The organism is Kitasatospora aureofaciens, from assembly GCF_019192735.1.
Taxonomy (GTDB): domain Bacteria; phylum Actinomycetota; class Actinomycetes; order Streptomycetales; family Streptomycetaceae; genus Kitasatospora; species Kitasatospora aureofaciens_A.
Genome location: NZ_JAHTKP010000010.1, coordinates 47,924 through 61,859 on the forward strand (window position 1 = coordinate 47,924; position 13,936 = coordinate 61,859).

Genomic DNA, 13,936 nt, shown 5'->3' on the forward strand with positions numbered 1-13,936 from the left:
CCCGCAGTAGGCTTCGGCACCATGCGGATCCTCGTCCTCGGCGGCACCTCCTTCGTCGGCCGCGCCATCGCCGACGACGCCCTGCGCAGCGGCGCCGAAGTGTCCCTCTTCACCCGCGGCCGGACCAACCCCGGCCTCTTCCCCACCGCCACCCGCCTCACCGGCGACCGCGACACCGGCGACTACACCGCGCTGCACGGCGGCGCGTGGGATGCAGTGGTGGACGTCAGCGGCTACCGCCCGCGCCACGTCGCCGAAGCGATGGACGCGCTGGGCGACCGCGTCGGCCGGTACCTGTTCATCTCCAGCCACGCGGTCTACGAGCGCGCCGGACTCGCCCCGGGCTCGGACGAGAGCACCCCGCGCCGCGCGCCGCTGCGCGAGGCCGAGGAGCTGACCGAGGAGACGTACGGCCGGCTCAAGGTGGCCTGCGAGGACGAGGTCACCGCCCACTACGGCGAGCGGGCGACGATCGTGCGGCCCGGCAAGGTGGCCGGGCCGCACGACGAGCAGCGCGGGCTCACCTACTGGGCGCGCCGAGCGGCGCGCGGCGGCCGGATCGCGCTCCCGGGGCGGCCCGAGCAGCCCGTCCAGGTGGTGGACTCGCGAGACCTCGCCCGGCTCGTGGTCCAGCTCCTCCAGGACGACCGCCCGGGCGCCTTCCACGCCGTCGGCCCGGCCGAACCCACCACCCTGGGCGGGCTGATCACCACCTGCGCCGAGGTCGCGGGCAGCGAGATCGAGCTCGTCCCGGTGCCGCCGGAGAGCGCGCCGCCGCCCTTCTTCCCGCTGGTCCGCACCGAACCGCTCTGGCCCGGCCAGCAGCGTGACCCCGCCCGCGCCCGCGCGGCCGGCCTGCCCGCCACCCCGCTCGCGGTCACCGCCGCCGACGTCCTCGCCTGGGACCGCGCCCGCGGCGAGCCGCCCCTCGGCCACGGCTTCACCCCCGAGGGCGAGGCCCGCGTCCTCGCCGAGACCGACCGGAGCGCCCGATGACCACCGCCCTGCGCATCACCGCCATGCGCCCCGACCACGCCGAGGCCGTACTCACCGTCTACCAGGCAGGCATCGACACCGGGGAGGCCACCTTCGAGACCGCCGCGCCCGACTGGGCCGCCTTCGACGCCTCCCGCCTCCCCGACCACCGCCTGGTCGCCCTCGACGACCACGGCACTCTCCTCGGCTGGGCCGCCGTCTCCCCCGTCTCCACCCGCTGCGCCTACGCGGGCGTCGTCGAGCACTCCGTCTACGTCGACCCCGCAGCCCACGGCCGCGGCGTCGGGCTCACCCTGCTGACCGCGCTGCTCGACTCCACCGACGCCGCCGGCATCTGGACCGTGCAGTCCGGCATCTTCCCGGAGAACACCGCCAGCCTCGCCCTGCACCGACGCGCGGGCTTCCGGACCGTCGGCACCCGCGAACGGGTCGGCCGCCTGCACGGCCACTGGCGCGACGTCATCCTCGTCGAACGCCGCAGCCCGGGGGTCAACTGACCGATTGTCAGAGGTGTGCGCTAGCGTCGCCCCGAACCACAGAACGAACGGGGGCACCATGGGCACACACGACTCGACTCCACTCACCACCGATCAGCTCACCACCGCCCGGCTCACCGAGGCCTGGCGCGCGATGGGCGTCCACGAGGGCATGGCACTCATGGTGCACTCCTCGCTCTCCAGCCTCGGCCCGGTCGAGGGCGGCGCCGCCGCGGTCGTTGCGAGCCTGCGCGCGGCCGTCGGGCCCACCGGCACCGTCGCCGTCCCGGCCTTCACCACCTCGATCGTCTGCGATCCGCACCCGGAGCACACCGGCGTGCCGACTCCCGGGGTCGCCGAACGGCGGGCCGCCGTCCCGCTGTTCCATCCCGGCATGCCGTCCCCCATGGGCGCCATAGCGGAGGCGCTGCGCACGCTCCCGGAGAGTCGGCGCAGCCCGCACCCGCAGGCGTCGGTCGCCGCCGTCGGGGCGCAGGCCGAGCGGATCACCGCCCGGCAGTCGCTCGGTGACGCGGTCGGCCGCGAGTCTCCGTTCGGGGTGCTGCACGACCTCGACGCGTCCGTCCTGCTGATCGGCGTCGGCCACAACCGGAACACCTTCCTGCACTACGCGGAGTCCCTCACCCCCGATCCCCGCCTCAAGCTGCGCCGTTTCCCGATGGCCGTCGCGGGCGAGCGCGTCTGGATCGAGACGACCGACGTGGGCAACGACAACGACACCCACTTCCCGCCCGTGGGCCGGGAGTTCGAGGAGCAGGCGAGCATCCGCGAGGTGCTGGTCGGCAGCGCGCCCTGTCGGCTGCTCCCGGTGCGCGCGCTCATACCCTTCGCCGTCCGCCGCTTCACGGAGCTGCTGGCGGCGGACGGCGCGGGGGTGTGACGCGGCGCCGGGGTCAGCGCTCGCCGGCGTGCGCGGAGTTGGCCTCCTGGATCTTCTTCCAGGACTTCGGCTCGACGACCGCGCGCGGCTCGTCGGCGCCGGCCGCGTCCGAGCGCGCGGCGAGCGAGGCCGCCTCGCCGGCGCCGGCGTGCGGCACCGGTCCGACGGCCGGCTTCGCGGGCGTGAACAGCCAGGTGGTGAAGAGGTCCCCGAGCGACTGCCCGGAGACCTTCTCCGCGTACGCCTGGAAGTCCTTGACGGTGGCGTTGCCGTAGCGGCGCTCGGCGGGCCAGCCCTTCAGGATCCGGAAGAAGGCGTCGTCCCCGACGGTGTTGCGCAGCGCCTGGATCGCCACCGCGCCCCGGTCGTAGACGGCGGCGTCGAACTGGTTGTCCGCGCCCGGGTCGCCCGGCTTGACGGTCCAGAACTTGTCGCCGGCCGGGTGCGAGGCGTAGACGTAGTCGGCGAGCTCCTGCGCGGTGCCCTCGTTCTGGTGCTCGGACCACAGGAACTGCGCGTACGTCGCGAAGCCCTCGTTGAGCCAGATGTCGCTCCAGCGCGAGACCGAGACGCTGTCCCCGTACCACTGGTGGGCCAGCTCGTGCACGACCACCGAGGCGTTGGAGCCCTTGGCGAACTGCTTGGGCCCGTAGAACACCCGGGTCTGGTTCTCCAGCGCGTACCCGGCCTTGACGTTGGGCACGTAGCCGCCGACCGAGCTGAACGGGTAGTCGCCGAAGTAGCCGCTGAGCCAGTCGACGATCTCGCCGGTGCGCTCGACGCTGGCGCGCGCGGCGTCGGCGTTCTCGCCGAGGTCCTTGCTGTAGGCGTTGTAGACGGGGATCCCGCTCGCCGTGGTGTCCTGGGTGACGTCGAACTTGCCGACCGCGAGGGTGGCCAGGTAGGTCGCCTGTGGCTTGTTCTCGCGCCAGCTGAAGCGGGTCCACCCGGCCTGGGAGCTCTTGCCGACGAGGATGCCGTTGCTGATCACCTCGTTGCCGTCGGGCACCTGGACGGAGATGTCGTACGTGGCCTTGTCGCTCGGGTGGTCGTTGCTCGGGAACCACCACCACGCCGCCTCGGGCTCGTCGGCCGCCACCGCGCCGTCCGGGGTCCGCTGCCAGGCGGTGAAGCCGTACTTCTTCACGGTCGACGGCACGCCCTTGTAGCGCACGACCACAGTGGTCAGGCTGCCCTTGGCGAGCGGCCGGGCCGGCGTGATCTCCAGCTTCTGCTCCCCGCTGGTGGCGAAGGTGGCCGGCCGCCCGTTGACCCGCACCTCCTGGACGTTCAGCGCGAAGTCGAGGTCGAACCGCGAGAGGTCCTGGGTCGCGGTGGCGAGGATCGTGGTGGTCCCCTCCAGCTCGTCGGTCGCGGGCTGGTACTTCAGCCTGATGTCGTAGTGGGAGATGTTGTACCCGCCGTTGCCATAGGTCGGGTAGTACGGATCTCCGGCACTGGCCGTGCCGGGCTGGAAGTCGGTGGCCGATGCGGGGACGGCCAGGAACAGGGTCATGGCACTCGCGGCAGAGACGATCAGCCTCTTGTGCAACGGGTCCTCCAGGGTCACTGGGACGAAGGGTCGGATCGATCCTTGTCCCGGCAGCCCCGGCTCCACTCCCTGATTGTGAGATGTTCATGCAAAGAAACAAGCCGAAATAATGCAACCGGCCGAAGCAGCCCCCGTCCCGGCCGGCCTCACGCCCCCAGCGCCACCGGTGCCCGCACCAGCGAGCCGTACTCCGTCCACGAGCCGTCGTAGTTCTTCACGTGCGGGTACCCCAGCAGCTCGGTCAGCGCGAACCAGGTGTGCGCGGACCGCTCGCCGATCCGGCAGTACGCGATCACCTCGCGCTCCGGCTCCACGCCCCTGCCCCCGTACAGCGCCCGCAGCTCCTCCGCCGACCGGAAGGACCCGTCGTCGTTGGCCGCCTGCGACCAGGGGATGTTGACCGCGCCCGGGATGTGCCCGGGCACCTGCGCCTGCTCCTGCGGCAGGTGCGGCGGCGCGATCAGCTCGCCCCGGAACTCGGCGGGCGAGCGGACGTCGACCAGCACGGCGTCCGCGCCGGGCTTGGCGAAAACCTCGGCCCTGCCGAGCACTTCGTCCCGCAGTGCGCGCAGCTCCGGATGCTCCGGGCCGGTCAGCCGGAAGGTGCTGTGCTGATAGTCCATGACCTCCTGGGTGAGCTCGCGCCCCTCCAGCTCCCACTTCTTCCGCCCGCCGTCCAGCAGCCGGACGGGCTCGAAGCCACGCAGCCGCAGCAGCCAGAAGGCGTATGTGGCGAACCAGTTGTTGTTGCCGCCGTACAGCACCACAGTGGTGTCGTTCTCCACGCCGGCCGCGCGCAGCAGGTGCTGGAGGCCCTCCCGGTCGACGTAGTCGCGGCCGACCCGGCTGTGCAGGTCGGTGATCCAGTTCCAGCCGACCGCACCGGGGATGTGGCCCTGGTCGTACGCGGTGGTGTCCTCGTCCACCTCGACGATCCGGATGGTCCCGTCGTCCAGGTGGTGGGCCAGCCACTCGGTGTGGACCAGCCTCTCGGGATGTGCATAGCCGTTGCCGGTCATCCCAGGCCCTCCTTCACTCTGCCCAGGGCTCAGGCGCCCGATCAAGGGCACGGCGATGCGCCGGCGACCGGGCCGGACAGTTCGAACCTACGCCGACCGTCCGACCCCGGCCACCCCACCGGTCCTCGCTGTTCCGGAGCTGCTCAGGAGCTCTTCAGGAGAACACGACCGAGCGCAGCTTCAGCCGGTCGCCGAGCTTCTTGCCCGGGTTCATGACGTAGAAGACGTCGCCGTCGCAGTGAGCGTCGAGGAACACCGTGGCCGTGGACGAGGTGAGGTTCCAGGGCGCGAAGCCCGGCGTCTCCTCCGTCGTCCCGGGAAGGTCGATGCACCGGCCGCTCTGCGGGTCGGCCAGGCCGGTCTCGACCCCGGGTCCGACCTTGTAGAGGAAGTCGCCGGTCGCGGCATTCGCCGAGACGGGAACGGCGAGGACGAGGGCGATGGCGCTGGCGGCGGCGAGCACGGTGTTGCGGAGACGCATGATTGATGGCCTTTCAGGTGGCACCCGGCGGTACCTGGTTCATTGGTGCGAGATCACCCTAGAGGCCGAAAATCCGCAGAAACGGTTCTCCCAATCCACACTTTCGGGTGGTTTAAGGCGGAAAGCCGCTACCTTGAACGCCCCCTCGCGTCCTCAGTTCGGCGGGGCCGTGAAGAAGTACCCCGAGTCGATCAGCGCCGGCAGGTACGTCTTCATCGCCGCCACCGTCTGCGACCGGTCGCCGCCGCCGTCGTGGTTGAGCACGATCGAACCGGGCCGAACGTCCTTGAGGATCCGGTCGATGATCACCGACGTCCCGGGCCGGGCCCAGTCCCGCGGGTCCACCGACCAGCTCATGTTCCGCAGCCCGAGGTCGGCGGTCACCTTGAGCGAGACCTCCGACCAGTCCCCGCCGGGCGCGCGGAACCAGGTCGGCAGGCGGCCGGTGGTCCGGAGAAGCAGGTCCGAGGTGCGCTCCAGCTCGTCCCGGACCTGGCTCTCGGACAGGTGCCGCAGGTCCGGGTGGGTCCAGGTGTGGTTGGCGATGTGGTGGCCACGGTCCGCGATATCCCGCACCAGCGCGGGGTGTTCGACGGCGTTCTCCCCGATCAGGAAGAAGGTCGCCCGGATGCCGTACTGCTGGAGCAACGCCAGCACGGTCGGGGTGTACCGCGGGTCCGGGCCGTCGTCGATGGTGAGCGCCACCACCCGCTGTGCGGGGTCCAGCTCGTACACCGGCTTGTTCTCCGCCACCGTGAGCGCCTTGTACACGGGCTGCACGGGCTGCACACTCGCCGTGCTCGACGCGGTGGGCGAGGCCGCCGGCCAGGGCACCGCGGACGGGGTGGTCGGCGCGGCACCCGGCGACCCGCCCGCCGAGGCCCACAGCGAGGGGGACCCGACCGGTTCGGCCCCGGAGGCGCCCGCCTCCGCGGCGGCGGCGGTGGGCGACGGGGCGGCCTCCCCACCGCCGAACGGGCTCCGGCAGCCGCCGGCCGCCCCGAGCAGCGACATCCCGGCGGCGACCAGCAGCAGTCTGCGCGACGTGATCTTCGAGATGATTTGCGAGGTAATCTGACGATCTGACAGCATCCTGAATGCTTGCCCCGCCCGCCGGTCCCGCTCCCCGACGGCAACTCCGACAGACCGGATCACCACTCCGACGGCCCAAGCCCGCCGGGCCTTCCCCACCGCATGCCCAGCTTCCTCACCGGACCGCTTCGCTGACCCCCTCCAGTGTGATGATCTGCCATCAGAGGACGTGGCCATGACGACAAGTCAGGACTTCCCGGACCGGACCCGGCGCGAGGACGAGCCCGCCGAGCCGAGCCAGTGGGAACGTTTCGGCGTCGACACCGCCACCCCGCATTCGGCGCGCGTCTACGACTACGGGCTGGGCGGCAGGCCGCGTACTACTGGGGCGGCGTCGCGATCAAGCGCTGAGCCCGTCCGACCGTTGTTGAAGTGAGGCGAGCCCGCCTCTCAACAACGCTCACTTCAACAGCCGGGACAGCCGCCGGTCGGCCAGCGGTTTCCCACCCGTCTGGCAGGTCGGGCAGTACTGCAGCGACGAGTCCGCGAACGACACCTCGCGCACGGTGTCCCCGCACACCGGGCACGGCTGCCCGGTGCGGCCGTGCACCCGCAGCCCGAGCTTCTTTTCCGCCTTCAGCTCCCCCGCCGCGAGTCCGTGCGAACGCTCCACCGCGTCACGCAGCGTGCTACCGAGCGCCTCGAACAGGCGCGCCGTCTCCTCCTCGGTCAGGCTCGACGCCAGCTTGAACGGGGACATCCGGGCCGCGTGAAGCACCTCGTCCGAGTAGGCGTTGCCGACGCCCGCCAGCACGCTCTGGTCCCGCAGGACCCCCTTGAGCCGGCGCCGCTCGCCGTGCAACAGCGCGGCGAAGTCGTCCAGGGTGAAGCCCGGGTCCAGCGGGTCCGGACCGAGCCGGGCCACCCCGGGCACCTCGGCCGGGTCCTTCACCACGTAGACGGCGAGCCCCTTCTTCGTCCCCGCCTCGGTGAGGTCGAAGCCGTCACCGGCCTCGCCCTCCAGGCGCAGCCGCAGCGCGAGCGGGTTCTTCGGGCTGGGCCGCGGCGGCTCGGCGGGCAGGCTGTCCTTCCAGCGGAGCCACCCGGCCCGGGCCAGATGGATCACCAGGTGCAGCCCGCCGGCCTCGATGTCCAGGAACTTGCCGTGCCGCGCCACCGGTCCGACCGTCCGCCCCTCCAGCGCGGTGACCGGGGGGTCGTACGTCTTCAGCGCACTGATCGCCACCGGCTGCACGCGGGCGATGACGCGCCCGGTCAACCGCTCGGACAGAAAGGTGCTCAACGCCTCGACCTCGGGCAGCTCCGGCATGCGCCCAGTCTCCCCCACCCACCCCGGCCCCGCCCACACGTCAGCCCCCCACTTCGGCCCCCACGCCACCTCCCACGCGCCCCGCGCGCACCCCGCGCCATTGGCTCACGCCCTCGCGCGGGCGCAGGCTGGAACTGCCCGCGATCCGCCGAGGAGGTCCGGTTCACTCATGAACACCCTTGAGGAACAGATCGACATCACCGCCCCCGTGCTCGCCGCCTGGGAGCAGCTGCACCGGGTGCACGACTACCCGCAGTTCGTCGACGGGGTGCGCAGCGCCTCGCCGCACGGGCAGAACCTGGCGCACCTCGGGGTGGAGATCGGAGGCGCCGCGCGGGACGTCGAGACGGAGATCACCGACCGCGGCCGGGGCCGGGTGATGGCCTGGCGGACCCTGGACGGGCTCCAGCTGCACGGCGCGTTCGCCCTGCTGCCGCTCGACCCGGGGCACACCCGGCTGCAGATCCGGGTGGAGTACGACCCGGAGGAGGTCCACGAGGCCTTCGGCGGGCCACGTGGCTTTGCCCTGGCCGGGGCGATCGAGCGGACCGTCCGCGGCGACCTCGAACACTTCCGGGACCTGGTCGAAGCGCGGGTGGCCGCCGCTGCCCGGTGAACCCGCAGGCGTACCCGTAAGCGCGACATAAGCCCAGCTCAGCGGCGGTGGTGAGGCTCTTCACAGCGGGCCTTCGGCCCGACCGTCCGGGTTTCAACCTGTGGCAGACTCGGGTGCCATGCACATCGGCCCGGTCACCAGGACGCTCCGCGCGGCGGTCTTCGCCGCGCTGGTCGTGCTGCTCGCCGGGCTCGGCCAGGTGCTGGTCACCGGCCGCCCGCTGCCGTCCGGCACGCTCGCCGTCGGCTCCGCCGCCGTGTTCGCGGTGGCGTTCGCCCTGGCCGGCCGCGAGCGCGGCTACCCGGTGATCGCCGCGGTGTTCCTGCCGCTGGAGCTGGGCGTGAGCGCGCTGTTCGGCTTCGCGCAGGCCACCTGCCCGTCCCTGCCGCCCGGCGCCGCCCGCGGCTTCGACCCGTTGCTGTGCGGCGGCGGTTCGCTGGGCGGCTTCCTGTTGGGTCACGGTGTGTCCCAGCAGACCGGGGTGCTGCTGCTCCTGCTGCTGCACACGGCGATCGCGCTGGCCGGCGCGTTCTGGCTGCGCCGCGCGGATGCCGCCCTGGCCGGTCTCGCCCGGTCCGCCCGGATACTGGGCGACTTCCTGCACCGGCACCTGCCGGCCGCCGCTCGCCGGCAGCTGCTGCTCGCCGCGCCCGTCCCGGCCCGTCCGGTGGCCCGGGTGCCGTTCCCGCGGGCCAGCCGGGTCCGTGTCCCCGCCGAGGCCGTCGTGCTCGGCCCGGCCGTCCGGCGCGGTCCGCCGGTGCTCGCCCCGGCCTGCTGAGCAACCGCACCCACGGTTCCCGGCCGGTCCTCTCGCCGCGCGCCCGTGCGCGCCCGCCCTTCCGCACGCCCGAGAGCACAGGACGACACCCCATGAGCAACACCCGCAGGACCAGCACCAAGATCTCCGCCACCGAGCGGATGCGCGCCGCCCGCGAGCAGGCCGAGCGCGCCGACCGGATCCGCCGCCGCGTCGTGGTCGGCGCCGCCTCCGCCGCCGTGCTCGCCCTCGCGGCGGGCGTGGCCTTCGCCGTCGGCGGTTCCTCCGGCTCCGGGTCCGCCGACGCTGCGACGAGCGGCCCGCTGGTCGCCCCCGCCAACGCGGGCGGCCCGGACGGCACCGTGATCACCTACGGCAAGGCGGACGCCCCGCACACCCTGGAGATCTACGAGGACTTCCGCTGCCCGTACTGCGAGCAGCTGGAGACCACCACCGGCAAGACCGTCCAGCAGCTCGCCGACGCCGGCACGTACAAGATCGAGTACCACCTGGCGACGTTCCTGGACAAGAACCTCGGCGGCAAGGGCTCGCGCACCGCGCTGGCCGCCGCCGGCGCCGCCCTCAACGAGGGCGTGGACAAGTTCAAGCAGTTCCACGACGTGCTCTACGCCAACCAGCCCGACGAGCGCACCGACGGCTTCGGCGACGTCAACCACCTGCTCGACCTGGCCGGCCAGGTGCCCGGTCTGAAGACCGACGCCTTCGTCAAGGCCGTCCAGGACGGCACCTACGGGCCGTGGGCGGCCAAGGTCAACGAGGCGTTCAACAAGAGCGACGTCACCGGCACCCCGACCGTCAAGCTGGACGGCAAGAAGCTGGACGTCCTCTCGAACGGCAAGGCCGCCACTCCCGAGCAGTTCACCGCGATGGTCAAGCAGGTGACCGGATGACGGCCGCCGCCCCCGCGGCGCGGACGTACGGCGCGAGCCGCCCGTTCGCCTGGCTGCTGCTGATCGGCGGCGCGGTCGGCCTGTTCGCCTCGACGGTCCTCACGCTGGACAAGATCAAGCTGCTGAAGGACCCGTCGTACGTCCCCACCTGCAACATCAACCCGATCATCAGCTGCGGCTCGATCATGCGCAGCGACCAGGCCGAGGCCTTCGGCTTTCCCAACTCGCTGCTCGGCCTGGCCGGTTTCGCGGTCGTGATCGCGATCGGCGCCGCCCTGCTCGCCGGGGCGGCGTACCGGCGCTGGTTCTGGCTCGGCCTCCAGGCCGGGACGGTCTTCGGGATCGGCTTCGTGACCTGGCTGATGTACCAGGCGCTGTACCGGATCGGCGCGCTCTGCCCGTACTGCATGGTGGTGTGGGCCGCGATGATCCCGCTGTTCTGGTACACCACCCTGCACAACCTCCGCTCCGGCATCATCCCGGTCGGACGGGGGCTGCGCCCGGTGGTGCGGGAAGCCGCGCGCTACCACTGGGTGGTGCCGGCGCTCTGGTACGCGGCGATCGCCCTGCTGATCCTCAACCGCTTCTGGTACTACTGGAGCACCCTCATCTGAGCCCCGTCGTCCGGCCCCGGACTCCCGGGGCCGGACGACCGCCGCTCTCCCGCGAGGCCGCCGATGCGCCGCAAGATCGTCCTCTCCATGTCCCTCTCCGCTGATGGCCTCCTCGGCGATCGGGTTGATCCCGGGGGAACCGTCTGCCCGTGGGAACCGAATGAAGCCTCCGCGTGTGTAAATACAGGTCGGATCAAGGCGCCGCATAGGGCGGTCGCCGATGCTGGGCCGAACGGGGGCCTCAGAAGGGACAAGCGCCGCATTCAGGAGGACATATGAGCGACGACCGGCTCAACCCCGTTCGGATCCCCCACCCGCTGTCCGTGCTGGACCAGATCGAGCAGGACCACGAGGCCGAGGAAGAGGCCCACCTGCAGGCCTGCGACGCGCCCTGGGGGGAGGTCCTCGCCGCCTACATCGATGTCCTGACCCAGCTGATCACCTCGCACGCCACGGAGGGCGAGGAGCCGGGCGAGCAGGCCGAAAACCTGGGGGACGGCCTGTGAAAGAGAATCGAAACGGCCTCCAAAGAGCGCGTCCGTAGCGTTCTCGGCATCAGGGGAACAGGCACCGAGCGCCTCCCCCGACAGTCCGAGGAGGACCCCGATGAACCGCATCGCGATCGTCGCCAAGACCCGCGCCCACCTCGCCCAGTGGGTGGCCCGCGCCGCCGTGCTGCTCGCCGTCGCCGGCGCGGTGACGGTCGCGATCCCGGCCGACGGGACCGGCTCGGCGACGGCCGCGGGCACCCCCACGCCTGCGCCCACCGCCACCGCAGTCGTCCTGGCGGACGACCCCTGGGTGTGACCCGCCCGGGGCCCTCACGGCTCCGCGTACGCGACCAGCCGACGCGTGACCGCCCACCGGCCGTCCGTCGGCGCCGCCCCCGTCTCCAGCGCCCCGAGCAGGCTGATCAGGCAGGCACGCTCGCTCTCGAACCACCCGGCGGGGTCGGCCAGCTGGCCCTCCGCCAACTCGGCCGGCAGCGCGAAGGAGGCGCCCCGCGCCCTGACGGCGCCGCCGTCCGCCGGGTTCAGCCGACGGTGCGCCTCGGCGGCGAGATCCAGCCAGGCGCCGTAAGCGCGGTACACCGCCGCCCGGCGCTCCCCCTCGGTCTCCTCTTCCAGCGCGCACTCACAGGCGAACAGCCGCAGTAGATTCTGGAAGCGGTAACGGACCCGGCCGCCGACCGCAGGGAACGGCTCCAGCAACTGGGCGGCCACGAGCTGCTCGATGACGTCCTCGGCGACCGCCGGCCCGATGCCCAGCAGGACGGCCCCGACCCAGGCCGCGAAATCGGGCACCCGGAGCAGCCCGAGCAGCCGGAACATCCGCGCGGCCGACGGGGACAGATCCCGGTAGCCGAGGCGGAACCCCGCACGCACCCCGCGCTCGCCGTGGCCGGGCAGCGGTACGACCTCGCCCAGCGTCATCTCCGGATCGGGTGCGGACAGCCGGGGGGAGTCGGCGAGCACGGCCGCGTGCAGCTCCCGGAGGGCGGGGCCGGGGTCGATGCCGAGCTCCTCGGCGAGCAGGCCGCGGCCCGTCCGGAAGGTTTCCAGTGCCTCCGCGCGCCGGCCGGCGCGGTACTGGGCGAGCATCAGGTGGGCCATGGCCTGTTCGCGCAGCGGATGGGCCCGCATGAAGGACTGCAGCTCACCGATCAGTTCGCGGTGCCGGCCGAGCCGGAGCCGGATACCGGCGTACTCCTCGTACGCGCTGAGGCGCAGCTCGGTGAGCCGGGCCGCCTCGGCCTCGACGCGCTCGGCCGGGATGCCCTCCAGCACGGGCCCGCGCCACATCGCGAGCGCCTCCTCGAACCGGCCGCTCGCCTCGTCCGGCCGGCCGCGCCGGGCGGCCTCCCGGCCCTCGGTGACGCGCTCCTCGAACTCCACCGCGTCGATCCGGTGGCCCTCGGCGTGCAGCAGGTAGCCGGGGTGGCCGGTGACCAGGATGTCGCCGGCCCCGGCCCGGTCCTTGAAGGTCTTGCGCAGCGCGGAGATGCAGATGGCGATCTGGTTGCGCGCGGTGGCCGGGGGCCGCCCGTGCCAGACCGCGTCGGCGAGCGCGGAGACCGAGACGACCCGGTTCGGGGCGAGCAACAGCACCGCCATGATGGTGCGTTGACGGGCGCCGTGGAGGGGGATCGGCCGGCCGGCCACCCGGATGTCGAGCGGACCGAGGACTCGGAAGACCACCTGGTGCACGAGCTGCCCTCCTGCAGTCGGCCGCGACGATGCGACGACCGGGCAGCCGGGTTGGAGACGTGGGTTCACGTCGTTTCTCGACGGGAGTCTCGCAGCGGGACGAAAGCCGCAACAACCGCGCTGTCAGGAAGGTGCCGCCGGCCGGGCCGGCCCGGCCACTCGGGACCGGGGCGGCCCGGTCACTCGGGACCGGGGCGGCCCGGGGCCCGGCCGTCCCGGCCGTCCGAGGGCAGCAGTCCGAGCTCGGCCGCGCGAACCCCGGCCTGGAACCGGGAGTTGGCGCCCAGGAGGGTCATGATCTCGGCGACGTAGCGCCGGTAGGTCCGCACCGAGACGGTGAGGTCGCGGGCGGCGACCTCGTCGGTGACCCCGGCGCGCAGCGCGCCCAGGATCTGGCGCGCGAAGGCCGCCCGGGCGCGGTCGCCGAAGACGATGCGCTCGCCGGCCGGTACGGCGCCCCGCCAGACGTTGTCGAAGAGGATGTGCAGGGTGTGGATCACCTCGGGCACCCGGATCACCGAGGCCCGCCGGTTGATCGCCGGGCCGGTGACCACCAGCGCCCTCGCCCGGTCGACCATGATCGCCTGGAGCGGGGGGACCCGGGCCACCCGGATCGCCACCGGGTGCTCGCGGCCGAGCTGTTCCCGGACGAAGCCCTCGTCGAGCAGCTCGGGCGAGCAGAGCAGCCGGATGGAGACGGACGGGTCGGCCCTGTACAGGAGTTGACGCTCGGAACGTTCCGTCCGCTCCTCCTCCTGGACCCGCCGGGCGTGCAGGATGTCGATGGTCGACCGGGCGCCGGTGATCATCTCCTGTGCCGTGTCGAGGACCTTCCGGTAGGGGCCGGCGATCGTGGTGATGAGCCGGTCGGTGGAGTACCGGTCGCGGTTGATCGCGACGGTCGACTCGATCAGCGCGCTCACCCCGAGCAGGGCCTCCTCCAGGTCATCGACGGCCCGATCCGACACCTCTACCACAACCCCTTCCATTGCCTCGCCTGACAGTCTGCGCCCCGCCCGCGCCCGGTGGTGCCCGGGCGCGGGC

18 protein-coding genes are annotated in these 13,936 nt (G+C 72.6%); 11 read left to right on the top strand and 7 right to left on the bottom strand.

What is annotated here, in order from left to right; translation table 11 throughout:
* The first annotated feature begins 21 nt into the window (after positions 1-21).
* Genes KV557_RS13105 through KV557_RS13115 form a run of 3 tightly spaced genes read left to right on the top strand, consistent with a single transcriptional unit; the run spans position 22 to position 2,373 of the window.
* A complete protein-coding gene (locus tag KV557_RS13105) occupies positions 22-996 on the top strand; it encodes an NAD-dependent epimerase/dehydratase family protein (RefSeq protein ID WP_218200053.1) in 975 nt (324 codons plus the stop codon).
* Complete coding sequence (locus KV557_RS13110) at positions 993-1,493, top strand: GNAT family N-acetyltransferase (RefSeq protein WP_218200054.1); 501 nt, start codon at positions 993-995, stop codon at positions 1,491-1,493. The genes KV557_RS13105 and KV557_RS13110 overlap by 4 nt, the downstream gene beginning before the upstream one ends.
* A gap of 58 nt (positions 1,494-1,551) precedes the next feature.
* Positions 1,552-2,373, top strand: coding sequence for an aminoglycoside N(3)-acetyltransferase (locus KV557_RS13115; protein ID WP_218200055.1), 822 nt, complete (start codon positions 1,552-1,554; stop codon positions 2,371-2,373).
* 13 nt (positions 2,374-2,386) lie between these two features.
* Here the strand turns inward: KV557_RS13115 and KV557_RS13120 are convergent, their stop codons facing one another.
* From KV557_RS13120 to KV557_RS13135, 4 genes are all read right to left on the bottom strand, one after another.
* Complete coding sequence (locus KV557_RS13120; protein ID WP_218200056.1) at positions 2,387-3,889, bottom strand: M1 family metallopeptidase; 1,503 nt, start codon at positions 3,887-3,889, stop codon at positions 2,387-2,389.
* 182 nt (positions 3,890-4,071) lie between these two features.
* Positions 4,072-4,944, bottom strand: a complete 873-nt coding sequence (locus KV557_RS13125) for a sulfurtransferase (protein ID WP_218200057.1) — start codon at positions 4,942-4,944, stop codon at positions 4,072-4,074.
* A gap of 154 nt (positions 4,945-5,098) precedes the next feature.
* Positions 5,099-5,425, bottom strand: a complete 327-nt coding sequence (locus tag KV557_RS13130; RefSeq protein WP_218200058.1) for a hypothetical protein — start codon at positions 5,423-5,425, stop codon at positions 5,099-5,101.
* A gap of 153 nt (positions 5,426-5,578) precedes the next feature.
* A complete protein-coding gene (locus tag KV557_RS13135; protein ID WP_218200059.1) occupies positions 5,579-6,205 on the bottom strand; it encodes a polysaccharide deacetylase family protein in 627 nt (208 codons plus the stop codon).
* Here KV557_RS13135 and KV557_RS13140 point away from each other — a divergent pair.
* Together KV557_RS13140 and KV557_RS13145 are read left to right on the top strand one after the other, a co-directional pair.
* Positions 6,189-6,503: a hypothetical protein gene (locus KV557_RS13140; protein ID WP_218200060.1), complete on the top strand. Its 315-nt coding sequence runs from the start codon at positions 6,189-6,191 to the stop codon at positions 6,501-6,503. The genes KV557_RS13135 and KV557_RS13140 overlap by 17 nt on opposite strands.
* Before the next feature lie 189 nt (positions 6,504-6,692).
* A complete protein-coding gene (locus tag KV557_RS13145; RefSeq protein WP_218200061.1) occupies positions 6,693-6,893 on the top strand; it encodes an SAM-dependent methyltransferase in 201 nt (66 codons plus the stop codon).
* A gap of 24 nt (positions 6,894-6,917) precedes the next feature.
* Here the strand turns inward: KV557_RS13145 and KV557_RS13150 are convergent, their stop codons facing one another.
* A complete protein-coding gene (locus tag KV557_RS13150; protein WP_218200062.1) occupies positions 6,918-7,787 on the bottom strand; it encodes an Fpg/Nei family DNA glycosylase in 870 nt (289 codons plus the stop codon).
* A 169-nt stretch (positions 7,788-7,956) separates the two neighbouring features.
* On the opposite strand from KV557_RS13150, the gene KV557_RS13155 reads away from it, so the two are divergent.
* The 6 genes from KV557_RS13155 to KV557_RS13180 all read left to right on the top strand — a co-directional run bounded on the left by KV557_RS13155 (position 7,957) and on the right by KV557_RS13180 (position 11,492).
* Positions 7,957-8,403: an SRPBCC family protein gene (locus KV557_RS13155; RefSeq protein ID WP_218200063.1), complete on the top strand. Its 447-nt coding sequence runs from the start codon at positions 7,957-7,959 to the stop codon at positions 8,401-8,403.
* Positions 8,404-8,521: 118 nt separating this feature from the next.
* A complete protein-coding gene (locus KV557_RS13160) occupies positions 8,522-9,181 on the top strand; it encodes a hypothetical protein (RefSeq protein ID WP_218200064.1) in 660 nt (219 codons plus the stop codon).
* A 92-nt stretch (positions 9,182-9,273) separates the two neighbouring features.
* Entirely contained in the window at positions 9,274-10,071 is a 798-nt protein-coding gene (locus KV557_RS13165) for a DsbA family protein (RefSeq protein WP_218200065.1), read from the top strand.
* The gene (locus tag KV557_RS13170; RefSeq protein ID WP_218200066.1) at positions 10,068-10,685 is read left to right on the top strand and encodes a vitamin K epoxide reductase family protein; all 618 of its coding nucleotides are present in this window, start codon (positions 10,068-10,070) and stop codon (positions 10,683-10,685) included. Before KV557_RS13165 ends, KV557_RS13170 begins: the two co-directional genes overlap by 4 nt.
* A gap of 275 nt (positions 10,686-10,960) precedes the next feature.
* Positions 10,961-11,191 (top strand): DUF6269 family protein, encoded by a 231-nt coding sequence (locus KV557_RS13175; RefSeq protein ID WP_218200067.1) that lies wholly within the window; start codon positions 10,961-10,963, stop codon positions 11,189-11,191.
* Positions 11,192-11,291: 100 nt separating this feature from the next.
* Entirely contained in the window at positions 11,292-11,492 is a 201-nt protein-coding gene (locus KV557_RS13180) for a hypothetical protein (protein ID WP_218200068.1), read from the top strand.
* Between the two features lie 14 nt (positions 11,493-11,506).
* On the opposite strand, the gene KV557_RS13185 is transcribed toward KV557_RS13180, so the two are convergent.
* Both KV557_RS13185 and KV557_RS13190 read right to left on the bottom strand, forming a co-directional pair.
* A complete protein-coding gene (locus KV557_RS13185; protein ID WP_218200069.1) occupies positions 11,507-12,892 on the bottom strand; it encodes an AfsR/SARP family transcriptional regulator in 1,386 nt (461 codons plus the stop codon).
* A gap of 179 nt (positions 12,893-13,071) precedes the next feature.
* The gene (locus KV557_RS13190; RefSeq protein ID WP_308129879.1) at positions 13,072-13,860 is read right to left on the bottom strand and encodes a TrmB family transcriptional regulator sugar-binding domain-containing protein; all 789 of its coding nucleotides are present in this window, start codon (positions 13,858-13,860) and stop codon (positions 13,072-13,074) included.
* Between the last annotated feature and the right edge of the window lie 76 nt (positions 13,861-13,936).

Coding starts and splice junctions, on each gene's coding strand:
- KV557_RS13180 (WP_218200068.1), top strand. CDS start 11,292: ATGAACCGCATCGCGATCGTCGCCAAGACCCGCGCCCACCTCGCCCAG.
- KV557_RS13165 (WP_218200065.1), top strand. CDS start 9,274: ATGAGCAACACCCGCAGGACCAGCACCAAGATCTCCGCCACCGAGCGG.
- KV557_RS13145 (WP_218200061.1), top strand. CDS start 6,693: ATGACGACAAGTCAGGACTTCCCGGACCGGACCCGGCGCGAGGACGAG.
- KV557_RS13160 (WP_218200064.1), top strand. CDS start 8,522: ATGCACATCGGCCCGGTCACCAGGACGCTCCGCGCGGCGGTCTTCGCC.
- KV557_RS13125 (WP_218200057.1), bottom strand. CDS start 4,944: ATGACCGGCAACGGCTATGCACATCCCGAGAGGCTGGTCCACACCGAG.
- KV557_RS13170 (WP_218200066.1), top strand. CDS start 10,068: ATGACGGCCGCCGCCCCCGCGGCGCGGACGTACGGCGCGAGCCGCCCG.
- KV557_RS13115 (WP_218200055.1), top strand. CDS start 1,552: ATGGGCACACACGACTCGACTCCACTCACCACCGATCAGCTCACCACC.
- KV557_RS13130 (WP_218200058.1), bottom strand. CDS start 5,425: ATGCGTCTCCGCAACACCGTGCTCGCCGCCGCCAGCGCCATCGCCCTC.
- KV557_RS13175 (WP_218200067.1), top strand. CDS start 10,961: ATGAGCGACGACCGGCTCAACCCCGTTCGGATCCCCCACCCGCTGTCC.
- KV557_RS13110 (WP_218200054.1), top strand. CDS start 993: ATGACCACCGCCCTGCGCATCACCGCCATGCGCCCCGACCACGCCGAG.
- KV557_RS13120 (WP_218200056.1), bottom strand. CDS start 3,889: ATGACCCTGTTCCTGGCCGTCCCCGCATCGGCCACCGACTTCCAGCCC.
- KV557_RS13105 (WP_218200053.1), top strand. CDS start 22: ATGCGGATCCTCGTCCTCGGCGGCACCTCCTTCGTCGGCCGCGCCATC.
- KV557_RS13150 (WP_218200062.1), bottom strand. CDS start 7,787: ATGCCGGAGCTGCCCGAGGTCGAGGCGTTGAGCACCTTTCTGTCCGAG.
- KV557_RS13155 (WP_218200063.1), top strand. CDS start 7,957: ATGAACACCCTTGAGGAACAGATCGACATCACCGCCCCCGTGCTCGCC.